Consider the following 22,263-nt stretch of genomic DNA (forward strand, 5'->3'; position numbering starts at 1 on the left):
CCCAGTACAACTCGAAGTTGTCGCGGAATCGTATTTAATTGAGTGCCTATTCTTATAGGGTAGGATTCGGCATCGAGAAGACGTTTTTCGCGTCATCAGCGGAAGGTGAGCGTGAAATCCGGTTCGCTCAGCGACCCCGTCGTCAGCGATCCACTCGTCAGCGATCCACTCGTCAGCGATCCACCGTCGTCAGCGCCCGCAGGATGTCACCGTACGCCGGTCGGGTGACGAGGACGCCGACGAGAACGCCGAGGATGGTGAAGATGGCGAAGCCCTGGAGGTCGCCGAGCGAGAGGATCGCCAGCGGCGACATCGCGATGATCGTCGTCGCCGCCGCGGCACCGATCACCCAGAACGCCTTCCGGAAGCGCGACTGGAAGACGCGCCTGGAGTCGATCTGACCCTCGGCCATCACCTCGTCGGCGATGATGATGAGGTCGTCGACCCCGGTACCGATGACGGCGATGAACCCGGCGATCACCGACAGGTCCAGCGGATAGCCGATTCCCGCCGCGAACCCGAGGAGGATGACGACCTCCGAGAGCGCGGTCACGACCATCGGCGCGGCGACGCGGGCGTCGCGGTAGCGGAAGAAGACGGTCCCGCTGACCGCGAACACCGCGATAATGCCGGTGAAGAGGGAGTTGGTCCGGAAGTCCGCACCCTGACTCGGCGAGATGTAGGAGGTCGTTCCGCCGCTCTCACTGGAGAAATCGAGCTGGGCCGGGAGCGCACCGGCGCGAAGGTTGATCGAGACCTCCTGGGCCTCCGAGACGTTGGTCGTCTGCAGCTGGAAGACCGGGTTCTGCGCCCACTCGCCGCTGCGCATACTGTCGGCCAGCCCGGGGCTCATTCCGAACGCGTTCGTCACCTCGCCGTTGACGACGAGGAGGAGACACGGTTCGGTGCTGTTGGCGTCCGCTTGGTAGGTACACCGCGTCCCGCCCGGTTGTGCGAGGCCCGAATCCCGCATCGACTGCTGGAAGTCGGGGGCGACCGATTCGGAGACCGTCACGGGGACGTACGCGCCGCCGCCGTCGCTCTCCTGTGCGGTCCCGATGCTCTGGAAGTCCTCCTGCTGAAGAACCACGTCGCGGGCGTATCCGCTGTCGTTTCCGGCGGGGTAGTACGCCTCGATGACGACCGTCCCGCGCTCGGCGACGAGGTTTCGAACCTCCGAGGCGTCCTGGTTCGGCACCTCGACGAGGATGTAGTTATCGCCCTGGGCGGTCGTCACCTGCTGGACCGTCCCGCCGGAGAGCCCGGCCTCGTTGATCTTGTTCTGGAGGATGCGGACGACCTCCTGTCGGGTCGTCTCCGTGACGCCCTCGCGCGTGGTCTCGTGATCGTACCCGGCCGCGTCGAGTGCGGCCGCGAGGTCATCCGGGCTGACGTCTTCGGCGGTCACCTCGACGGTGCTCTGCGGCCCCGACTGCGGCTGTGCGGTCGATTGCTCCCCGGACTGTGCTCCGAACCGCGCGATCACGTCCGCTGGTCCCGCGTTCTCGAGTTCGTCCGCGACGTTCTGTTCGACCGTTCGCGGCTCGTCGCCGCCGAATTCGACGCCCTCGGCGGTCACGCCGACGAGCGGTGCGCGAACGCGTGTGCCGCCCGAGAGTTCGAGTCCGTACTGGAGGTTCGTCAGTCCCTGTTCGCCCGCGACGTCACCGCCGCTCTCACCGCCGTCGTCGGCCGCGAGGGTCGGCGAGAACAGCGCGAACGTCGAAATCAGGAGGAATACGACGAGGAGGACGACCCGCCAGTTGTCACGGAAATCGACCATCAGCGATTCACCCCCTCGAACTTGTACCAGCGAAGCAGGCTCAGATTGAGCAGATAGGTGTTCATCAGGTCGGTCGCGAGTCCGAACACGAGCACTGTCCCGATCGCGGCGAGGAGCTGAATCCCGAACAGCGTCGCCGTGATCGTCATCACGATCATCGCGACGATCGACGTCAACGTCATCGTCACGCCGGTCCGCATCGCCCGGTACGTCGATTCGTAGAAGTCACCCGAGCGCCGGAGGATGTGGTTGTTGAGGAGGATATCCGAGTCGACGGAGTACCCGATGAGCATCAGGAGGGCGGCGACGGTCCCGAGCGAGAGTTCGATGCCGAGCACGTTCATCAGCGCGAGCGGAATCACGATGTCCGAAAAAGCGGAGAGGACGACCGCGATCGAGGGGACGAACACGCGGAACATGGCGAAGACGAGGACGCTCATTCCCAGGAACGCGACCGCGAGCCCGCCGAGTGCGAGCGTCTGCGTGTCGCCTCCGAAGCTCGCGGATACGGTCGAAATCGAACGGATGTCGAGCCCGGCGTCTGTGGCCTGCTGCTCTAACTCGGACGCCTCGACCGAGTCCGTACCCGCCCCGGACTGGAAGGTCACGACGTAGACGTTCTGTGCGGGGACCGATCGAATGGATTCGGGCTCAGCCGAGAACGTCTCTCGGATCTGCTGTTCGGCTTCCGCCTGCGGGCCGTCGATCGCGACCTGTACCTCCGTTCCACCGGTGAAATCGATGCCCTGGTTCACGGGCGATCCGGTCATCACGTACCACCCCGAGATGATAAGGAGCGCCAGGACCAAGAGGGCCAGCGGAATCGCCGCTAACTGGCGATTCGTGTACCGAGAGTAATCGACCTCCGGTACCGTAAACTCGACCATAAGTGCCGGTGGAGAGCGCCGCCGAATAAGCCTTCTTATGCTCGACTACACGTCGGGCCGAACAGAGCGACCCGACAGTACCTCAGGGCATATATCGAACAGAGAGCACGCCCGGCGACGACCGGACTTCGACGCGGTTCACGCCGAGACGCGCCGCTCGCGAGAGTAACTGCTCCTCGTCGTCGAGCACGTCGTCGACGGCGGTTTCGGTGTCTCCCTCCGGAACGGTAATCACGTGGATCTCCCCGGTCCCGGCGCGCTCCTCGCGCGTGAGCCCGCCGATGTCTTGCGCTGCCGCCAACTCCTGAGAGTGCGCTGTCGGCGGCTCGTCGCTCTTCTCGACGGCGAGCGACCGTCGGGCGGACGTCTCGATCAGCTGGTAGGAGACGTTCAGCGGCGGATCGGGGGCGACGACGCCCTCGACGACGTCCGCCCGCTCGACACCGGGATTCGACGAGAGCGTGTGAACCTGTCCGCTCTCGACGTTTTTCAGCACCGCGGAGTCTGATTCGGCGGCCGTCACGAGGAAGGTCCCTTCTATCTGGTCGTCGTCCGCATTCGGTCCGTCGGCGTCGGTCATTGGGCCCTCCTAGCCGGTCAGGGCACTTGCGGGTTTCGTCGGCAGCCGGTTGATAAGCGGCGGCAAGGTTCACCCGAAAACCCGGTGAACGACTGCGACGAGCAGCGCTCCGGCGAGCGGAACGGTCCACGAGAGCGCACCCGGAACCGCATACAATGCCGCGATAACGGGCGCGAAGATGCCGCTGGGCGGCGGCCGCGTGACGGTGTCGCCGTCGAGAGCGAACGTCTCCGGCATCGACGCGACGAGACCCAGATACAGCGTGAGGAGGAACACGAACCCGGCCACGGCGAGCGCGGTCTCGTGTCGGGCCGAGGCGTCGACGCCGCGGCGTCGACGCCGGGCGACGATCAGGACCGGCGCGATCGCGGGGAGCACGACGAGCAGACCGAGGACGATGTAGAACGCGCGCGAGAGCGTGAGCGACCCGCCCTGAATCGCGGCAGTCTGGCCGATCAGGACCACGACTGCGATACCGACGAGCAGGGTGATGAGACCGATCGCGAGCGCGCTCGCGACGACGTAGCACTTGAACAGCCACGACTCGCTGGTGCGCAGCGCGTAGGGAAACGCACCGAAGACGCCGTCGTACCCGGATGCCATCGGAGCTTCTTGGACGCGCGACGGTTTGAACGAACCGATCGATCGGCGTTCCCCGTTAGTCCTCAATCGCGGACAGATCGACCGGTTTTTCGTCGCGGGCGGTGCTTGAGGAGATATGCACGTCGACCTCGGCAGCGCGCTCGACGCGACACCCGGCGTTTCTCGGGAGTCGCTCGAGCGACTGGACGAACAGGTAGCGGCCGCTCACGAGCGGATCGAAACCGGCCGCAACGAACACGATCACGGCTACGAGGCGCTGAACCTCCCGTCAACCGTCGACCTCGATGCGATCCGATCAGCCGTCGCGCCGTTCGACGATGCCGAGGCGGTTCTAACGGTCGGCATCGGTGGAAGCGCCCTCGGCGCGGCGACGTTCGCCGACGCCCTCGCGGGACCGGACGACCCCGACGCGTATTTCCTCGACAACGTCGACCCGGAGCACGTCTCGCGACTCCTGGAGTCGCTGCCGCTCGATCGGACGGTCGTGAACGTCGTCTCTCGGTCGGGGACGACGGCCGAAACGCTCGCGAACTTCCTCGTCGTCCGCGAGGCGATGGCCGACGCTGGCGTCGACTGGACCGATCGAACCTTCGTGACGACCGGCGAGTCCGGAAACCTCCGGTCGCTCGCGGAGAAGCACGAGCTACCCTCGCTCGCTGTCCCGGACGGCGTTCCGGGCCGGTTCTCGGCGCTCTCGACGGTCGGCCTCGCCGTGGCTGCTATTCAGGGCCACGACCTCGATTCGATCCGGTCGGGCGCGAGCGACGCGGCTGACGGGCTCTCGGGATCGCTGTTCGAGACGCCCGCGTACGCCTACGGTGCGACGACGTACGCGCTGGCGAACCGCGGCGCGGTGACGAACGCGATGATGCCCTACGCCGAGCGACTGGAGACGTTCGCCGAGTGGTTCGCCCAGCTGTGGGCCGAGAGCCTCGGGAAGGACGGCCTCGGTCAGACGCCCGCGAGAGCGCTCGGCGCGACAGATCAGCACTCCCAACTCCAACTGTACCGCGCCGGTCCTCGCGACAAGCTCATCACACTTGTCCGGCCGCGCGACTACACGGACCGAGCGATCCCCGAAACCGACCTCGACGGGCTGTCGTACCTCGGCGGCTCCTCGCTCGGAGAGCTGCTCGACGCCGAGTTCGAGGCGACGGAGGCGAGCCTCGTCGAGTCGGGCGTCCCGGCGATCCGCGTCGAGATCGACGCCGTCGACGAGGAGAGCCTCGGCTCGCTGCTCTACGAGATGGAGGCCGCGTGCGTGCTGTACGGCGAGCTCGCGGCGGTCTCGACGTTCACCCAGCCCGCGGTCGAGTGGGGTAAGAAGGCGGCCCGCGGCCTGCTGGGCGGCGGCGACTTCGCGGAGGCCGACGCCGTCGACGAGCGGACGAGCCTCGTCGTCGAATAGGCGTCCTCGAAGGGAGAGAGAGTGGCGAACAGTCGGCACACCGCCTGCGACGTCGTCGGGAGTCAGTCACACCCGAGTGTCGCCGTCAGTCCCGCGTCGACGTGCCGAGCAACCGCGGCCCGACGCGGGATCAGCCTCAGATCACGGGGGCGCTGGCCGCCCGTTGGGAGATAAACTCTGTGGCTCTGCCCGCGTGAGCGGCGGGAGGTCGCCTTTCGCGCGCAACTCGCCGGAACATCTTTATCCGAGACTTGCGTGTGTCAACGCAACACGAGTGCTGAGGGTACTCGTGATGGTGAGCCGTGCTTATCCGACCCGAAGTTGGCAAGGGTTAAATGGCTCCCATCCGAACCGGGCTGTAGTATCCCGTGAGAATTTCTTCCCCAACCGACACCCATCGCACTCAGATATGGTAGACGTAAGCCAACACGAACTCGTCCCGGAGCACACGCTCATCGGAGAAGAAGAGGTCGAGTCGATGCTGACGCAGTACGACGTCGAGCGCGCGGAGCTTCCGAAGATCAAACGGAAGGACCCCGCGCTCCCCGACGACGCGGAAGTCGGCGACGTCGTCAAGATCGTCCGCGACTCGCGAACGACAGACAGAGCAGTCTCTTACCGACTGGTGATCGAATGAATCGAGAGGACCGACGCGCCGTATCGAGAGAGTACTTCTCGGAGGAACGACTCGCAGAGCATCACTTCCGCTCGTTCAACAACTTCCTCGAACGGGGGATGCAGGACGTCGTCACCGAGAAGGAGCGAATCGAGACCGACATCGGCGACAAGGAGGGCGAAGAGCCCGTCTACGTCGAACTCGGTGACGTCCGGATCGAGACGCCCCGCGTCCGCGAGGCCGACGGGTCCGAGGAACTGCTGTTCCCGCAGGAGGCCCGACTCCGGAACATCACCTACGCCGCGCCGGTGTTTATGGAGATGTCCATCGTGCGCGGGGGCGAGGAGGAAGAGGAGATCGTCGTCGACACGACCGAGACCAAGGTGGGACGGATGCCCATTATGGTCGGCTCCTCGAAGTGCAACATCGCCGGGCTCACCGACGACGAGCTGATCGAGATCGGCGAGGACCCCGTTGACCCCGGCGGCTACTTCATCGTCAACGGCTCCGAGCGCGTGTTGATGACGAGCGAGGACCTCGCACCGAACAAGATTCTGGCCGAATACGACTCGAAGTACGGCGACGAGATTCAGGTCGCGAAGACGTTCTCCCAGCGCCGGGGTTACCGCGCGCTCGTGCTCTGCGAGCGCAACCGTGAGGGACTGCTCGAAGTCTCGTTCCCCTCGGTGTCGGGCAGCGTGAACTTCGTGACGCTCGTTCGCGCGCTCGGGCTGGAGTCCGACGAGGAGATCGTTCATCGGGTGAGCGACGACCCCGAGATCGTGAAGTTCATGCTCGAAAACCTGGAGGAGGCCGACGTCCAGACCGAGCAGGCCGCGATCGAGACGCTCGGCGAGCGCGTCGCGGGCGGCCAGGGCAAGAACTACCAGCTGAAGCGGGCGAACTACGTCATCGACCGCTACCTGCTGCCGCACCTGCACGAGGACGGCGTCGAGGACGAGGACGTCCGCATCAACAAGGCGTACTACCTCTGTCGGATGGCCGAAGCCTGCTTCGAACTCGCCCTGAACCGCCGCGAGTCCGACGATAAGGACCACTACGCCAACAAGCGGCTGAAGGTGTCCGGCGACCTGATGAAGGACCTGTTCAGAACCGCGCTGAACAAGCTGGCACGCGACGTGAAGTACCAGCTCGAACGGGCGAACATGCGGAACCGCGATCTGACGGTCAGCACCGTGGTTCGCTCCGACGTGCTAACCGAGCGGCTCGAACACCCGATCGCGACGGGCAACTGGGTCGGCGGCCGCTCCGGCGTCTCACAGCTCGTCGATCGGACGGACTATATGGGCGTGCTCTCGCACCTGCGTCGGCTCCGCAGCCCGCTGTCGCGGAGCCAGCCGCACTTCGAGGCGCGCGACCTGCACGCGACCCAGTGGGGTCGCATCTGCCCCTCGGAAACGCCGGAGGGACCGAACTGCGGGTTGGTGAAGAATTTCGCGCAGGCGATGGAGCTCTCACAGAACATCGAGGACGAACAGTCGCTCAAGCGCGAACTGGCGTCGATGGGCGTCGAAGGAATTCCCGGCATCGAAGGACCGGCAGCAGGCACACCCGCGGACGACTAAAACGATGGCTCAGGCACAACGAGAGGCGAAAGTCTACGTCAACGGCAGTTTGGTCGGGACGCACCCCGACCCCGAACAGCTCGCAGACCAGATCCGAGAGGCGCGGCGTCGCGGCGACGTCAGCGAGATGGTGAACGTCTCCGTCAAGGAGCGGACACGCGAGGTCATCGTCAACGCCGACGCTGGCCGCGCGCGCCGCCCGCTGATCGTCGTCGAAAACGGCGAACCACTCCTCGGCGACGAGGAGATCGAAGCGGTCACCGAGGGATCCCTGCAGTTCGAGGACCTCGTCGAGCGCGGTTACGTCGAGTTCATCGACGCCGAGGAGGAAGAAGACATCTACGTCGCCGTCGACGAGGACGAGATCAACGACGAGCACACCCACCTCGAGATCGACCCGCAGCTCATCTTCGGGATCGGCGCGGGAATGATCCCGTATCCCGAGCACAACGCCTCGCCGCGTATTACGATGGGTGCGGGGATGATGAAGCAGTCGCTGGGGATCCCCGCGGCGAACTACCGCATCCGTCCCGACACGCGACAGCACCTCCTCCATTACCCGCAACTGTCGATGGTCAAGACCCAGACCACAGAACAGATCGGGTTCGACGAGCGACCGGCGGCGCAGAACTTCGTCGTCGCCGTGATGAGCTACGAGGGGTTCAACATCGAGGACGCGCTCGTGATGAACCAGGGCTCGGTCGACCGGGCGATGGCCCGCTCGCACTTCTTCCGGACGTACGAGGGAGAGGAGCGACGCTACCCCGGCGGTCAGGAGGACCGCTTCGAGATGCCGAGCCAGGACGTCCGCGGTGCGCGCGGGGAAGACGCGTACACGCACCTCGACGAGGACGGCCTCGTCAACCCCGAGACGCGGGTCGACGAGAACTCGGTTCTCTTGGGCAAGACGTCCCCTCCGAGATTCCTCGAAGAGCCCGACGACATGGGCGGGCTCTCGCCGCAAAAGCGACGCGAGACCTCAGTGACGATGCGCTCCGGAGAGTCGGGCGTCGTCGACACCGTGACCCTGATGGAGGGCGAAGACGGTTCCAAGTTGGCGAAGGTGTCGGTCCGCGACCAGCGGATCCCGGAACTCGGCGACAAGTTCGCGTCCCGGCACGGTCAGAAGGGCGTCGTCGGTCACCTAGCACCGCAGGAGGACATGCCATTCACCGAGGAGGGCCTCGTCCCCGACCTCGTGTTGAACCCGCACGCGCTCCCGTCGCGGATGACGGTCGGCCACGTGCTGGAGATGCTCGGCGGCAAGGTCGGCGCGCTCGAGGGACGCCGCGTCGACGGCACCGCCTTCCAGGGCGAGTCCGAAGAGGAACTCCGCGGCGCGCTCGAAGATCACGGATTCAAATCCTCCGGCAAGGAAGTGATGTACTCCGGCGTCACCGGCGAGAAGATCGACGCCGAGATCTTCGTCGGGACGATTTTCTATCACAAGCTCTACCACATGGTGAGCAACAAGCTGCACGCTCGTTCGCGCGGGCCGGTGCAGGTGCTCACCCGCCAGCCCACCGAGGGACGCGCCCGCGAGGGCGGTCTCCGACTGGGTGAGATGGAGCGCGACACCGTCATCGGCCACGGCGCGGCGATGGTGTTGCAGGAACGCCTGCTCGATTCCTCCGACAAGGAGACGGTGTACATCTCCGCGGAGACCGGGATGGTCGCCGTCGAGGACCGCGGCCAGCGCCGCATCTACGATCCCGTCACCGGCGACGAGGACGACATCCACGAGATCGAGATCAGTTACGCGTTCAAGCTCCTCCTCGACGAGATGATCGCGCTCGGCATCCGACCACGCCTGGACCTCCAAGACGCAGTCTAACAACACAATGTCAATGCAGACACCCAAAGAGATCGGTGCCATCCAGTTCGGGCTGATGGACCCGGAGACGTACCGAGATATGTCCGCGACGAAGATCATCACCGCGGACACGTACGACGACGACGGCTACCCAATCGATATGGGGCTGATGGACCCCCGTCTCGGGGTCATCGACCCCGGGCTCGAGTGTCGGACCTGCGGGTCGCACTCGGGGTCGTGTAACGGGCACTTCGGCCACATCGAACTGGCCGCACCCGTCATCCACGTCGGCTTCACCAAACTGATCCGACGGCTGCTTCGCTCGACCTGTCGGGAGTGCGGTCGCCTCTCCCTCACGGCCGAGGAGCAAGACGAGTTCCGCGACGGACTGCAGCGCAACGAAGAGCTCGGCGAGGACTGGACCGACGTGCTCAAATCGGCCGTCCGACAGGCTCGGAAGGCCAGTCGCTGCCCGCACTGCAGCGCGCCGCAGCACGACATCAAACACGAGAAACCGACAACCTACTACGAAGTCCAGGACGTCCTCGCGGGCGATTACTCCGAGCGCATCGCCTCGGCGATGCAGCCGGACCCCGACGACGAGGACGACAGCGGGATGTCGCCCAGCGAACTCGCCGAGGAGTCGGGTCTCGATCTCAGCCGCGTCAACGAGATTCTCTCCGGCGAGTTCCGCCCCGTCGGCGAAGACCGGAAAAAGCTGGAGAAGGCGCTCGACGCCGACCTCACCGAGGAGGACATGAACAAGCTCATGCCCTCGGACATCCGCGACTGGTTCGAGGACATCCCGGACGAGGACATCGAGACGCTCGGTATCGACCCCAGCCGCTCGCGACCCGAGTGGATGATTCTCACGGTGCTTCCGGTCCCGCCGGTCACCGCGCGGCCGTCGATCACGCTGGACAACGGCCAGCGCTCGGAGGACGACCTGACGCACAAGCTCGTCGACATCATCCGCATCAACCAGCGGTTCATGGAGAACCGCGAGGCGGGCGCACCCCAACTGATCATCGAGGACCTCTGGGAACTGCTGCAGTACCACGTCACCACGTTCGTCGACAACGAGATCTCGGGCACGCCGCCCGCGCGACACCGCTCCGGTCGTCCGCTGAAGACGCTCTCACAGCGCCTGAAGGGCAAGGAGGGCCGCTTCCGTGGCTCGCTGTCCGGCAAGCGCGTGAACTTCTCCGCGCGGACCGTCATCTCGCCGGACCCGACCCTCTCGCTGAACGAGGTCGGCGTCCCCGAGCGCGTCGCTCGCGAGATGACCCAGACGATGAACGTCTCCGAGCGGAACCTCGATCGCGCCCAGCAGTACGTCCGCAACGGTCCCGAGGGCCACCCGGGCGCGAACTACGTCAAGCGCCCCGACGGCCGCCGACTGAAGGTGACCGAGAAGAACTGCGAGGAACTCGCCGAGAAGATCGGCGTCGGCTGGGAGGTCAACCGACACCTGATCGACGGCGACATCGTGATCTTCAACCGGCAGCCGTCGCTGCACCGGATGTCGATTATGGCTCACGAGGTCGTCGTGATGCCGTATAAGACGTTCAGGCTCAACACCGTCGTCTGTCCGCCGTACAACGCCGACTTCGACGGCGACGAGATGAACATGCACGCCCTGCAGACCGAGGAGTCGCGCGCTGAGGCCCGCGTCCTGATGCGCGTACAGGAGCAGCTCCTGAGCCCGCGCTTCGGTGAGAACATCATCGGCGCGATCCAGGACCACATCTCCGGGACCTATCTCCTCACCAACGGCAACCCCGAGTTCACGGAGACGCAGGCGCTCGACCTGCTCCGCGCGACGAGCATCGACACGCTCCCGGAGCCAGCGGGCGAGTCCGACGACGGCGAGCCCTACTGGACGGGCCAACAGCTCTTCAGCGAACTCCTCCCCGACGACCTGAACCTCGAGTTCACGTCCTCGGCGGGCGACGAGGTCGTGATCGAGAACGGCCAGCTCATTTCGGGCACCATCGACGAGGACGCCGTCGGCGCGTTCGGCGGCGAGGTCGTCGACACCCTGGCGAAGGTCCACTCGAAGACGCGCGCTCGCGTGTTCGTCAACGAGGTCGCGTCGCTGGCGATGCGCGCGATCATGCACTTCGGCTTCTCGATCGGGATCGACGACGAGTCGATCCCTCAAGCGGCGAACGAGCAGGTCGACGAGGCCATCGCGAGCGCCTACGACCGCGTCCAGGAGCTCATCGAGATCTACGAGGCTGGCGAGTTGGAGTCGCTGCCGGGTCGGACGGTCGACGAGACGCTCGAGATGAAGATTATGCAGCAGCTCGGGAAGGCGCGTGACTCCGCCGGTGAGATCGCCGAGGACCACTTCGCCGACGACAACCCGGCGGTCGTGATGGCCCGCTCTGGCGCGCGTGGATCGATGCTGAACCTCACGCAGATGGCCGGTTGCGTCGGCCAGCAGGCGGTTCGCGGCGAGCGGATCAACCGCGGCTACGAGGGGCGGACCCTCAGCCACTACCAGCCGAACGACCTCTCGGCGGAGGCGCACGGCTTCGTCGAGAACAGTTACCGCGGCGGCCTCACCCCGCGGGAGTTCTTCTTCCACGCGATGGGCGGCCGCGAGGGCCTCGTCGACACGGCGGTTCGGACGTCGAAGTCCGGGTACCTGCAGCGTCGGCTGATCAACGCCCTCTCCGAGTTGGAAGCGCAGTACGACGGCACCGTCCGCGACACCTCCGGGACGGTCGTCCAGTTCGAGTTCGGCGAGGACGGAACCTCGCCCGTGAAGGTGTCCTCCTCGGAGGACAACCCGATCGACGTCGAGAACATCGCAGACCGGATCATCGACGCGGAGTTCGACTCCGAAGCGGAGAAAGAAGAGTTCCTCGGCCGGAAGAAGCTACCGACGAACATCTCCGAGTACGCCGGTCCGGGTCTCGACAAGGCGCAGAACCTGGGGGTGGAGTCAGATGACTGAGGAATACGAGTACGTCACAGACGACATCGAGGCGATCGTGGAGGATTACGAACTGCCCGAGAGCCTCCTGCACCGGATTTACGAGACGATCGAAGCCCGCGGGGGCGTCGACCTCGACCAGGCTGACGAGATCGCACACGCGATCCACTCGCGGTACGAGGACTCGCGCGTCGAGGCGCACGACCCGGTCGGGACCGTCTCCGCGCAGTCGATCGGCGAGCCCGGAACGCAGATGACGATGAACACGTTCCACTACGCGGGCGTCGCCGAGATCGACGTCACGCAGGGGCTGCCGCGACTCATCGAACTGGTTGACGCGCGGAAAACGCCCGACACGCCGATGATGACCGTCCACCTCGAAGAGGAGTACGCGGAGAACCGCGAGCGCGCCCACGAGGTCGTCTGGCAGATGGAGGCGACGAAGATCCTCGCGCTCGGCGACATCTCGACGAACGTGGCGGATATGATCGTCCAGGTCGACCTCAACGAGGACACCCTCGCGGAGCGGTGGCCGACCGTCGACAGCGTCGATACGGTCGCCCAGGAGATCGCCGAGACGATCGAGGACGCCCTCGGCGTCAGCACGCGGCGCTCGGAGACGCTCATCGAGTTCGGTCCCGAGGAGCCGAGCTACCGGCGGCTGCTCCAGCTCGTCGAAGAACTCCGCGACATCGTGTTCAAAGGGTTAGAGGACATATCCCGCGTCGTCATCCGCAAGGAGGACAACGAGCAGACCGACGGCGAGGAGTTCGTCCTCTACACCGAGGGATCGGCCTTCGGCGACGTGCTCTCGATCGAGGGCGTCGACGCCTCGCGCTCGACGAGTAACAACATCCACGAGGTCTACCGCAACCTCGGCGTCGAGGCCGCCCGCGAGACCATCATCAACGAGACGATGGAGACGCTGAAAGAGCAGGGCCTCGACGACGTGAACATCCGCCACCTGATGCTCGTCGCGGACATTATGACGAACCGCGGCGAGATCGAATCGATCGGTCGCCACGGCATCTCGGGGTCGAAAGACTCCGTGCTAGCCCGCGCCGCGTTCGAGGTGACGGTCAACCATCTGCTCGACGCCGCGGTCCACGGCGAGGAGGACGACCTCGACGGCGTCATCGAGAACGTCATCGTCGGTAAGCCCGTCTCGATCGGGACCGGCGACGTCGCCCTGCGGATGGGCTCGATCGAGGCCGACGGCGGGACGCCCGAACCCTCGGACGACTGAGCGATGCGGATCACGCTGTCGGACGAGGCGCGCCAATACATCGCCCGCTTCGAGGACGAGACGGGCGCGACCGCGCGCGACTGTCTCGTCTTCGAGGAGCGAATCGTCATTCTCGTGGCGGCGGGCGAGATGGGCTCTGCGATCGGCCCGGGCGGCAAACACGTCCGTGCGGTCGAGGAGTCGATCGGCCGCGACGTCGAACTCGTCGAGGACGCCGAGACGCCCTCGGCGTTCGTCGAGAGCGTGCTCGCACCGGCGGCGGTTCGACACGTGACGCTCTCCGAACAGGGCGGCGAGCGCGTCGCCTACGCCGAGGTTCCCGACGCGGACCGCGGCGTCGCCATCGGTTCCGGCGGCAAGAACATCGAGACTGCGCGGACGCTCGCCGAGCGGCACTACGAGATCGACGACATCCAGTTGACGTAGTCGCTCCCGTCGTCCCGACCCGTTCGCGGGTCCACACTTTTCACATTCGTCCGCGTCTGTGCGGTCGTGCTCTCCGAACTGTTCGGGCCGACGCTCTCGACGACGGCCCAGATCGTCCCGCCCGGACTATTCGACGGGGTCGTCACCGAGTCGTACGCCGACCTCGCTCGCGGCCTCGTCGGGTTCGCGGTCGCCGCGACGGTGGCGTACTCGCTGGGCCGTCTCGTCGTGATCCCGCTCACCGTCCGCGTCGTCGCCGCGCGGAACCGGAACAACCCCACGATCGCGACGGCGACGCGGACGTACGCACACGCGATCATCGTCGCGGTCGCGGTCCTCGTCGGCATCGCGGGTGCGGGCCTGTGGTCGCTCCTGACGAACCTCTCGATCGTGGTCGCCGCGCTGACGCTCGTCGTCGGCGCGGCGAGTCAGGACGTCGTGGGATCGCTCACGAGCGGGCTGTTTCTGGTTTCTGATCCGGATTTCAACGTCGGCGACTGGATCGCTTGGCCGGGCGGCGAGGGCATCGTCGAGGAGATCGACTTCCGCGTGACGAGAGTCCGAACGCTGAACAACGAGACGATCACCGTGCCGAACACCGAACTGACGGCGAACGCGCTCACGCGACCGTACGGGCGCGATCGATACCGCGTCGTCGAGGCGTTCGAGATCGGGTACGACGACGACGTCGAACTGGCGCTTCGGGAACTCGTCGAGGTGGCTCGCGACGACGATCGGATTCTCGAGGAGCCGACGCCGACGGCGATGCTCGACGCGTTGGGTTCGAGTTCGGTCCGACTGCACGCGGTGTGCTGGATCGGGGATCCGATGGACGTCGACCTCATGACCCTGAGATCCGATCTCCGGCGGCGAGTGAAATCCAGATTCGACGAGATCGACGTCACGCTCGGGCCGCCCTCGGCACGCGAACTCAGCGGCTCGGTATCCGTGGACGTCGAGAAGCGGAACGCGACCGATGAGCGCGACGGGCGCGACGGCCGCTGACTGCGGCTATCGAAACGACCGCGAACGGTGAGTACCGGAACAACCGTCGACCGTAAGTACCGAAATCAACGCGAACTGCGAGTACCGAAACGACCGTCTCTCAGCGCCGTTCGGACGCTCTCCTTCGTCGAGCGTCCGTGTCCGGAATCGAAATGACGCCCTCAGATCCGTCCTTAGGGGGTGCTAACCCGACCTGCGCCCGTTTCGTCGGGGCCGAAAAGGGAGGCTTAAGTAGCTCCGTGGGGAACTTCGGGTCACTATGGCGAACGGCAAATACGCCGCGCGGAAACTCAAGCAGGACCGGCAGAAGCGACGCTGGTCCGACTCGGAGTACGCGCGACGCGAGCGCGGTCTCGGCGCAAAGTCCGACCCGCTCGAGGGTGCCCCGCAGGGTCGCGGGATCGTCCTCGAGAAGGTCGGTATCGAAGCGAAGCAGCCCAACTCGGCCATCCGGAAGTGCGTCCGAGTTCAGCTCATCAAGAACGGAAAGCAGGTCACCGCGTTCTGTCCCGGTGACGGCGCGATCTCGTTCATCGACGAGCACGACGAGGTCACGATCTCGGGGATCGGCGGCGCGAAGGGTCGCGCGATGGGCGACCTCTCCGGCGTGAACTACAAGGTCGAGAAGGTCAACGGCGTCGCGATGATCGAACTGGTCCGCGGCAACGCAGAGAAACCGGTGCGCTAAGATGTCCGAAAGCGAAGCTCCCGAACCCGACGCCCCCGCAGACAGCGAAGAGGCAGAGACGAACGCGCAGCTGTTCGGCGTCTGGGACGTCAGCGAGATCGAGTACGCCGACCCCTCGACCGAGCGCTACATCAACGTCACGCCGATCGCGCACACGATGGGCCGACACGCCGGAAAGCAGTTCCAGAAGTCCGAGATCAGCATCGTCGAGCGGCTCGTCAACCGCCTGATGCAGACCGAGGAGAACACGGGCCACAAGCAGAAGACGATGAAAATCGTCAAGGAAGCCTTCGAGATCGTCAACGACCGCACCGAGGAGAACCCGGTGCAGGTGCTCGTCCGCGCGGTCGAGAACGCCGCACCCCGCGAGGAGACCGTCCGCCTGAAGTACGGCGGTATCTCCGTCCCGCAGGCCGTCGACGTCGCGCCCCAGCGTCGCGTCGACCAGGCGCTGAAATTCATCGCCGAAGGGACCCAGCGCGGCTCCTACAAGAAGCCGCAGAGCGCCGCCGAGGCGCTCGCGCAGGTGCTCATCGGCGCGGCCGACTACGACGTCCAGTCGTACGCGATCAGCCAGAAAGAGGAAGCCGAGCGCGTCGCCGAAGCGGCCCGGTAGACCGTTCGCACGACTCTCTCGTTTCTACTCGTTTTCGTTTTCCTGCTCGTTTTCCGCGTCGACGACGGAGCCATGGCTTCAGTCCGCGGCGACGTCGCCGCCGGACTCGCCGACGACGTACGCCCGCGTGGCGTCGACGAGCGCCTTCCGGTGATCACTCGTCGAGGGGTCGTCGACGAGCGAGCGGAACCGCCGTTTGAACGCGCCCAGGTCGACGCCCGGCGCGTCGTCGGCGGCGGCGTGCGCCAGATCGTAGATGCGGTGGTCGCGACCGACGACGTCGTGTCGTTCGACGAGTCCGAGCGCGAACGCGGCGTTGACGGCCGTGATCTCGGGATCGGATCCGGCGGTGACGCGACGGGAGTCGGGCCACGGCGCGGGGTCGGAGCGAGTCGCGACCGCCCGGGCGAGTTCGGATTCGAGGAAGGCGATCAATTTCTCGGGCGGCATCACAGACAGCGTAATATCGTCGGCGTAGATGTCCTTCATATGGTTCGCGATCTGATAGCAGTGCGCGACTTTGCGTCGCTCGACTGACTCGCCGGAAAGCGCGAGAAAGAGCGCTTCCTCAGTTCGGAGGTGATGAGAGACGTGGCCCTCCTCGTTGCGCGCCATGTGCGCGAGTTCGTGAACCACCAGTTCGCGTGCCATCGCGCTTGTCGCCGCGTGTTTCGAGATGTTCAGGACGTGGTAATCGTCGTAGTGCGCCGCCCAGGTTCGCTCGTCGGGGTCCGTTCGGACGTCGACGTACACCGGCAGTTCGAGATCGTACTCGGTCTCGAAGAGGTCGGCCGCGCCGAGAAACGGTCCGGCCGGGACGTCGCCGCGTACTCGTAAGTCCATGCGTATCGTTCGCACGGGGCCGCAGACTAAGACTCTTGCCCCGAGAGCGCCGCTAATACGTCGTCGCGTTCGCGAAGTTCGTCTCGGGGTTCTCACCGAGGCCGACTGTGAAACATTGGACCTGGTAGGACTCCCCACCGGTGAACGTGATGTCGACGCTCCCGCTGCCGTTTTGATTCGCCGTGATATCGGGGTCGTCGGGGAGCACCCGGTCGTTCCACGTCGCCGCCGGGAGTTCGCTCGGGAGCGTGACACGCTCTATCTCGCGGGTCGTGGTACCGTACGTCCTCGTTCCGGTGAGTTCTATCGGGAGCGTCCCGACGTTCGAGCGCGTCTGCAGGGTGCCCTGAAGCCGATACAGACGGACCGTGTTCGAGGACTCGTTGACGACCCGCTGCTGTTCGAGCATCGCGTATTCCCCGGCGGCGGTCTCGACGTAGAGCAGCCCGTTTTCGTATCTGATCTCGGGTTGCTCTGTCACGCTGTAACTCGGTGTGTAGGTGATCCCCGCAGTCGTCGCGCCGCCGCAGAGGTCCGTCGTCGATCCCGACCCGTCGGCGAACGTCACTGAGATCTCGCCGCGGTTCGTCGTCCCGATCGAACCCGCGGCGGGCGGTGGGTTGATGAAAAACAGCCGCGAGGGGTAGTTGGTCCCGAGGTCGACGGGGACCAGTACTTGGCCGCTCTTCGAGGACATCCCGAGGGAGACGGCCTCCGTGTACAGATCAGTCATATCCTCGCGGACCTCCTGATAGTGGTTGTACTCGACCTCCGCGTTCTGATTGGGGACGACGTACGCCTGAAAGCCCGCGTAGATGATGACCAGAAAGCCGAAGAGGATGATAAATCCGATCAGCGTCGCCTGCGCGCGATCGGATCGTGAGACGGCCATACGCATCGCAGTTGTGAGGGAACCATTATACCAGTGTCGGCGTTGCGAGCAACGGACTGGTCGGCCCTGACCACTACGTCGGCGAGACCGAACCCGAATTTGGCGTGCCGTTCACCGTGATGTCGTCGGGATCGTACACGAGAACGTCGTTGCCTGCGATCTCCAACTGATCGACGTACAGCGTCGCCGTCGAAGTGCCCAGATCAGCTTGAATATCGTTGCCGTCGAGCGTCGCCGCTTCGAGTTCGATATCGCCGTTGGAGTTGAGCGTGATCGGCCCCGGCGAGGCGTCGATCGTCGCTCGGTTCGCGATGATCCGGCCCTCGTAGCTGGTGATCTCGATGAAGCCGTTGCCGCTGGTCTCCAGGATTCCGTCTTCGATCCTGATGTCGCCGTTGGCCGCGAGCGATATCGTGCTTCCCCGCGCCACGAAGTCGACGCCAGAGGTGATGGTGTTGGCGTTGATCGAGAGTTCCGATCCGGTTCCGGTGACGGTTCCGACGTCCTCATAGATGACCAGATCCGTTTCTGAATCGTCGAAACCGTCTTCGAGATCGTCTTTGCTTATGACTGTCTCTCCCTCGTCGTAGATGCCGTTGCCGTTGGGATCGTCGAACGCGCTGCCGTCCCCGTTCTCGTCAGTGGGTGACTCGATGTTCTCGTCGTCGAGATCGATCACCGTGAACTGCGTCGTGTCAGTCGCAGTAGCGCCGTTGGCACCGGTGACGGTCAACTCGACGGTCACCGTCTGATTGGCGCTCACGTCGTCGGGCGCGACGTACGTGGCGTTCGGCGTTGCGGTGTCGTCCTCGGTGATCGTGCCGCTCCCGCCGACGATCGACCACGAGTAGCTCTCGATCGCTCCGCTCGGGTGGTTGCTGCCGGAGCCGTCCAGCGTGAGGCTGAACCCCTCGGCGACTCGGTCGACCGAGGTGGCGACGGCAACCGGCGGGTTCGACCCGGGCGTCGGAATCGGCGTTCGCGACGCGGTCGATCGGAGCGTGTGATACAGCCGATCGCCGGTTTCGCTCGACACCAGTAGCACGTCGATGTAGCCGGTGAACGAGTGGTTGACGGTGACCTCGTCGCCGACGTCGAACGTTCCGTCGTCGACGTCGGTTCCCGCGACAGATTCGGAATCGAGCGCGTGCGGGCCGACCTGGCCGCCCGAATCGCCTCTGAGAAGGAGTCGGACCTCGCTCGCGTCGAACGACTGGCCGCCGACGTGACGCAGGCTGACAGTCGAATCTGTCACGTCGGGTTTGATGTTGAGCCGAACGTCGTCGGTCGATTCGCTGATCTCGTCCGTGCGGAGGAGCAGGCCGCTCCCGGCGGTCACGGTCGCTAACACGACCAGTCCGACTAACAGGACCGTTCCGATGGGCTCGGTCGCGCCGCGGTCGGTCATCGAGGTGGCGCGATCATCGACGTGATCGGTGTGACGGGATCATCTGTGTGGGCCGCTGTGGTGAGAGCGCGCACCGGTAGCGGTGGTTCGTCACCGATTGGAGACGGTCCCTAAGAAGTGTTTTGCCCGTTGGAACGTCTCTCGCACCCGTGGTAATCCGAGGCATACCTACGTCGTAGCCGCCGTAACGGCCGATTTCGCCACCGACAAAACACTACCCTTTTGACCCTCCTGCCGGTACTGGGTCGTATAATGGGCCGACGAAAGAAGATCGTACAAGAATGTGAGCAACTGATGGACAAACCGGAACAGATCCGGAACATCGCCATCGCCGCTCACGTTGACCACGGTAAGACGACGCTGACAGACAACCTCCTCGCGGGAGCCGGGATGATCGCCGACGAGGGCGAGGCGACCCGCCTGATGATGGACACCGAGGAGGACGAACAGGAACGCGGGATCACCATCGACGCGGCGAACGTTTCGATGACCCACGAGTACGGGGACAACAACCACCTCATCAACCTCATCGACACGCCCGGCCACGTCGACTTCGGTGGCGACGTGACCCGTGCGATGCGTGCGGTCGACGGTGCGCTCGTCGTCGTCGACGCCGTCGAGGGAGCGATGCCGCAGACCGAGACGGTCGTTCGGCAGGCGCTCCGCGAGGGCGTCAAGCCCGCGCTGTTCATCAACAAGGTCGACCGACTCATCTCCGAGTTGCAGGAGGGTCCCGAGGAGATGCAGGAGCGGCTGATGGACGTCATCGGCGACGTCAACGAGCTCATCCGCGGGATGACCGAGGACCGCGACGACATCGACGACTGGACCGTCTCCGTCGAGGGCGGCACCGTCGCGTTCGGTTCGGCGCTCTACAAGTGGGGCGTCTCCGCGCCGTCGATGGTCGAGACCGGCATCGGCTTCCCCGAGATCATCGAGATGGAGCGCAACGACCAGCGGCTCGAGCTCCACGAGCAGACGCCGCTCTCGGACGTCGTGCTCGATATGGTCGCCGAGCACTTCCCGAACCCGCTCGACGCCCAGCCGCGTCGTATCCCGCGTGTTTGGCGCGGTGACGACGAGTCCGAGCTCGCGCGGCAGATGCGCGAGGTCGACGACGAAGGCGAGGTCGTCTTCATGGTGACCGACATCTCGATGGACCCCCACGCTGGCGAGATCGCTACCGGGCGACTGTTCAGCGGGACGATCAAGCAGGGTCAAGAGCTGTACGTCTCCGGAACCGCGGGCAAGAACCGCGTTCAATCCGTGGGGATCTTCATGGGCGGCGAGCGCGAGGAGCTCGACCGCGGGGTCCCCGCCGGGAACATCGCGGCCGTCACCGGCCTGCGCGACGCGATCGCCGGTTCGACCGTCTCCTCCGTGGAGATGACGCCGTTCGAGTCGATCGAGCACATCTCCGAGCCGGTCATCACGAAGTCCGTCGAGGCGCAGAACATGGACGACCTGCCGAAGCTCATCGAGACGCTGCAGCAGGTCGCGAAAGAGGACCCGACCATCCGCGTCGAAATTAACGAGGACACCGGCGAGCACCTCATCAGTGGACAGGGAGAGCTGCACCTCGAGGTCATCACCCAGCGCATTCAGAAGAACCAGGGCATCCCGGTCCAGACCGGTGAGCCCATCGTCGTCTACCGCGAGGCCCCGCAGAAGGCGTCCCGCGAGGTCGAGGGCGTTTCGCCGAACCGACACAACAAGTTCTACATCACCGTCGAACCCCTCTCGGAGGACGTCGTCGACGCGATCAAGCTCGGCGAGGTCTCGATGGATATGCCCGAACTGGAGCGCCGCGAGGCGCTGCAGGAGGCCGGGATGGACAAAGACACCTCCCAGGAGGTCGAGCACATCCACGGCACCAACATCCTCATCGACGACACGAAGGGTATCCAGCACCTTAACGAGACGATGGAACTCGTCATCGAGGGGCTCGACGAGGCCCTCGACGACGGCCCGCTGGCGAACGAGCCCGTCCAGGGGTCGCTCCTCCGACTCCACGACGCGAGGCTGCACGAGGACACGATCCACCGCGGTCCGGCGCAGGTCATCCCGGCCGTCCGCAACGCCGTCCACCGCGCCCTCATCGACGCCGACATCAAACTGCTCGAACCCATCCAGAACGTCCGGATCGACGTTCCGTCCGAACACATGGGGTCGGCCTCCGGCGAGATCCAGGGCCGTCGCGGTCGCGTCGACGATATGTTCCAGGAAGGAGACCTGATGGTCATCGAGGGCATCGCGCCCGTCGAAGAGATGATCGGGTTCTCCTCGGACATCCGCTCTGCGACCGAGGGACGCGCCTCGTGGAACACCGAGAACGCCGGGTTCCGCGTGCTCGTCGACAACCTCCAGCGCGAGAAGATTATGGAGATCCGCGAGCGCAAGGGCATGAAGCTCGAACTCCCCCAGTCCGTCGATCAGTTCTGACCGGCGTCGGTCCGTTCTATCGACACCGACGGCCGAAAATCGGCGCTTCGATCTCGGACCGATAGTCCGATCGAATCGACGGCCGAAAATCGGATTCCGGTTGAATCGACAGCCGCATCGTCGGCCCGCCGTTTTCGCGGTTCGATGCTCTCAGTGTTTTTTTGGAGAGCCGCAGATTCTCGTTCCCGACACAGGAGCCAGTACGTTCAAGCGTATGTCCAGTCCGTGAGGATCATACGAACTCACCTCCTCGCCCTACTCGATCAGGTCGGCTTCGGCTCACTGCCGAAGTGGACCGCGCCCGTCGCCGGTGCGCGTCGTCGCGAGCGCCGCTGTCTGTCTCACCGGGCTCGTGCTGTTGGTTCCGAACCTCTTTCCGCTGCTCGACGGCGGCGGCACGCTGGCGGTTCCACGAATATAACGGTCGCCAAGCGTCGCGGCCCCGTCCGAAAGTTCCGCTTTCGTCTTCGGCAACGC

Annotated in this window: 18 protein-coding genes; 11 read left to right on the top strand and 7 right to left on the bottom strand. The window is 65.1% G+C overall.

The features are described from left to right. Positions 1–172: 172 nt before the first annotated feature. The 4 genes from FJT57_RS09265 to FJT57_RS09280 form a co-directional block, all read right to left on the bottom strand. Positions 173–1,783: a preprotein translocase subunit SecD gene (locus tag FJT57_RS09265; RefSeq protein WP_144904382.1), complete on the bottom strand. Its 1,611-nt coding sequence runs from the start codon at positions 1,781–1,783 to the stop codon at positions 173–175. Continuing rightward, positions 1,783–2,670 carry a protein translocase subunit SecF gene (gene secF, locus FJT57_RS09270; protein WP_144904384.1) on the bottom strand — a complete coding sequence of 296 codons (888 nt, stop codon included), beginning with the start codon at positions 2,668–2,670 and terminating at the stop codon, positions 1,783–1,785. The genes FJT57_RS09265 and secF overlap by 1 nt, the downstream gene beginning before the upstream one ends. An 82-nt stretch (positions 2,671–2,752) precedes the next feature. Next, positions 2,753–3,250 carry a DUF5812 family protein gene (locus FJT57_RS09275; protein WP_144904386.1) on the bottom strand — a complete coding sequence of 166 codons (498 nt, stop codon included), beginning with the start codon at positions 3,248–3,250 and terminating at the stop codon, positions 2,753–2,755. 69 nt (positions 3,251–3,319) lie between these two features. After that, a complete protein-coding gene (locus FJT57_RS09280) occupies positions 3,320–3,853 on the bottom strand; it encodes a hypothetical protein (protein WP_144904387.1) in 534 nt (177 codons plus the stop codon). Between the two features lie 115 nt (positions 3,854–3,968). Here FJT57_RS09280 and FJT57_RS09285 point away from each other — a divergent pair, with 115 nt between their 5' ends. From FJT57_RS09285 to FJT57_RS09330, 10 genes are all read left to right on the top strand, one after another. Further along, entirely contained in the window at positions 3,969–5,261 is a 1,293-nt protein-coding gene (locus FJT57_RS09285; protein ID WP_144904389.1) for a glucose-6-phosphate isomerase, read from the top strand. Positions 5,262–5,670: 409 nt separating this feature from the next. Then, the gene (locus tag FJT57_RS09290; RefSeq protein WP_144904391.1) at positions 5,671–5,898 is read left to right on the top strand and encodes a DNA-directed RNA polymerase subunit H; all 228 of its coding nucleotides are present in this window, start codon (positions 5,671–5,673) and stop codon (positions 5,896–5,898) included. Then, positions 5,895–7,463 carry a DNA-directed RNA polymerase subunit B'' gene (locus tag FJT57_RS09295; protein WP_144904393.1) on the top strand — a complete coding sequence of 523 codons (1,569 nt, stop codon included), beginning with the start codon at positions 5,895–5,897 and terminating at the stop codon, positions 7,461–7,463. The genes FJT57_RS09290 and FJT57_RS09295 overlap by 4 nt, the downstream gene beginning before the upstream one ends. 4 nt (positions 7,464–7,467) lie before the next feature. Continuing rightward, a complete protein-coding gene (gene rpoB / locus FJT57_RS09300) occupies positions 7,468–9,297 on the top strand; it encodes a DNA-directed RNA polymerase subunit B (RefSeq protein WP_144904395.1) in 1,830 nt (609 codons plus the stop codon). A 13-nt stretch (positions 9,298–9,310) separates the two neighbouring features. Continuing rightward, the gene (locus FJT57_RS09305; RefSeq protein WP_144904397.1) at positions 9,311–12,241 is read left to right on the top strand and encodes a DNA-directed RNA polymerase subunit A'; all 2,931 of its coding nucleotides are present in this window, start codon (positions 9,311–9,313) and stop codon (positions 12,239–12,241) included. Then, positions 12,234–13,466: a DNA-directed RNA polymerase subunit A'' gene (rpoA2, locus tag FJT57_RS09310; protein WP_144904399.1), complete on the top strand. Its 1,233-nt coding sequence runs from the start codon at positions 12,234–12,236 to the stop codon at positions 13,464–13,466. The genes FJT57_RS09305 and rpoA2 overlap by 8 nt, the downstream gene beginning before the upstream one ends. A gap of 3 nt (positions 13,467–13,469) precedes the next feature. Further along, positions 13,470–13,892 (top strand): NusA-like transcription termination signal-binding factor, encoded by a 423-nt coding sequence (locus tag FJT57_RS09315; RefSeq protein ID WP_144904401.1) that lies wholly within the window; start codon positions 13,470–13,472, stop codon positions 13,890–13,892. A gap of 66 nt (positions 13,893–13,958) precedes the next feature. Then, on the top strand, positions 13,959–14,897 hold the full coding sequence (locus tag FJT57_RS09320) for a mechanosensitive ion channel family protein (protein WP_238993952.1): 939 nt from the start codon (positions 13,959–13,961) through the stop codon (positions 14,895–14,897). A 259-nt stretch (positions 14,898–15,156) separates the two neighbouring features. Continuing rightward, complete coding sequence (locus FJT57_RS09325) at positions 15,157–15,585, top strand: 30S ribosomal protein S12 (protein ID WP_144904403.1); 429 nt, start codon at positions 15,157–15,159, stop codon at positions 15,583–15,585. A 1-nt stretch (position 15,586) separates the two neighbouring features. Then, complete coding sequence (locus FJT57_RS09330) at positions 15,587–16,201, top strand: 30S ribosomal protein S7 (RefSeq protein ID WP_144904405.1); 615 nt, start codon at positions 15,587–15,589, stop codon at positions 16,199–16,201. Positions 16,202–16,279: 78 nt separating this feature from the next. Here the strand turns inward: FJT57_RS09330 and FJT57_RS09335 are convergent, their stop codons facing one another. From FJT57_RS09335 to FJT57_RS09345, 3 genes are all read right to left on the bottom strand, one after another. Next, positions 16,280–17,044 carry a DUF5781 family protein gene (locus FJT57_RS09335; protein WP_144904407.1) on the bottom strand — a complete coding sequence of 255 codons (765 nt, stop codon included), beginning with the start codon at positions 17,042–17,044 and terminating at the stop codon, positions 16,280–16,282. Between the two features lie 52 nt (positions 17,045–17,096). Continuing rightward, positions 17,097–17,936: a hypothetical protein gene (locus tag FJT57_RS09340; RefSeq protein ID WP_144904409.1), complete on the bottom strand. Its 840-nt coding sequence runs from the start codon at positions 17,934–17,936 to the stop codon at positions 17,097–17,099. Positions 17,937–18,009: 73 nt separating this feature from the next. Beyond that, positions 18,010–19,344 carry a PKD domain-containing protein gene (locus tag FJT57_RS09345; RefSeq protein WP_144904411.1) on the bottom strand — a complete coding sequence of 445 codons (1,335 nt, stop codon included), beginning with the start codon at positions 19,342–19,344 and terminating at the stop codon, positions 18,010–18,012. 252 nt (positions 19,345–19,596) lie between these two features. On the opposite strand from FJT57_RS09345, the gene FJT57_RS09350 reads away from it, so the two are divergent. Then, positions 19,597–21,786 carry an elongation factor EF-2 gene (locus FJT57_RS09350; protein ID WP_144904412.1) on the top strand — a complete coding sequence of 730 codons (2,190 nt, stop codon included), beginning with the start codon at positions 19,597–19,599 and terminating at the stop codon, positions 21,784–21,786. Positions 21,787–22,263: the final 477 nt, after the last annotated feature.

Source organism: Halobellus captivus (genome assembly GCF_007655485.1).
Classification (GTDB): Archaea; Halobacteriota; Halobacteria; order Halobacteriales; family Haloferacaceae; genus Haloquadratum; species Haloquadratum captivum.

Excerpts from the sequence above, each read along its gene's own strand:
- FJT57_RS09265 (WP_144904382.1), bottom strand. The coding sequence starts at position 1,783 with ATGGTCGATTTCCGTGACAACTGGCGGGTCGTCCTCCTCGTCGTATTC.
- secF (WP_144904384.1), bottom strand. The coding sequence starts at position 2,670 with ATGGTCGAGTTTACGGTACCGGAGGTCGATTACTCTCGGTACACGAAT.
- FJT57_RS09275 (WP_144904386.1), bottom strand. The coding sequence starts at position 3,250 with ATGACCGACGCCGACGGACCGAATGCGGACGACGACCAGATAGAAGGG.
- FJT57_RS09280 (WP_144904387.1), bottom strand. The coding sequence starts at position 3,853 with ATGGCATCCGGGTACGACGGCGTCTTCGGTGCGTTTCCCTACGCGCTG.
- FJT57_RS09285 (WP_144904389.1), top strand. The coding sequence starts at position 3,969 with ATGCACGTCGACCTCGGCAGCGCGCTCGACGCGACACCCGGCGTTTCT.
- FJT57_RS09290 (WP_144904391.1), top strand. The coding sequence starts at position 5,671 with ATGGTAGACGTAAGCCAACACGAACTCGTCCCGGAGCACACGCTCATC.
- FJT57_RS09295 (WP_144904393.1), top strand. The coding sequence starts at position 5,895 with ATGAATCGAGAGGACCGACGCGCCGTATCGAGAGAGTACTTCTCGGAG.
- rpoB (WP_144904395.1), top strand. The coding sequence starts at position 7,468 with ATGGCTCAGGCACAACGAGAGGCGAAAGTCTACGTCAACGGCAGTTTG.
- FJT57_RS09305 (WP_144904397.1), top strand. The coding sequence starts at position 9,311 with ATGCAGACACCCAAAGAGATCGGTGCCATCCAGTTCGGGCTGATGGAC.
- rpoA2 (WP_144904399.1), top strand. The coding sequence starts at position 12,234 with ATGACTGAGGAATACGAGTACGTCACAGACGACATCGAGGCGATCGTG.
- FJT57_RS09315 (WP_144904401.1), top strand. The coding sequence starts at position 13,470 with ATGCGGATCACGCTGTCGGACGAGGCGCGCCAATACATCGCCCGCTTC.
- FJT57_RS09325 (WP_144904403.1), top strand. The coding sequence starts at position 15,157 with ATGGCGAACGGCAAATACGCCGCGCGGAAACTCAAGCAGGACCGGCAG.
- FJT57_RS09330 (WP_144904405.1), top strand. The coding sequence starts at position 15,587 with ATGTCCGAAAGCGAAGCTCCCGAACCCGACGCCCCCGCAGACAGCGAA.
- FJT57_RS09335 (WP_144904407.1), bottom strand. The coding sequence starts at position 17,044 with ATGGACTTACGAGTACGCGGCGACGTCCCGGCCGGACCGTTTCTCGGC.
- FJT57_RS09340 (WP_144904409.1), bottom strand. The coding sequence starts at position 17,936 with ATGGCCGTCTCACGATCCGATCGCGCGCAGGCGACGCTGATCGGATTT.
- FJT57_RS09345 (WP_144904411.1), bottom strand. The coding sequence starts at position 19,344 with ATGACCGACCGCGGCGCGACCGAGCCCATCGGAACGGTCCTGTTAGTC.
- FJT57_RS09350 (WP_144904412.1), top strand. The coding sequence starts at position 19,597 with ATGGGCCGACGAAAGAAGATCGTACAAGAATGTGAGCAACTGATGGAC.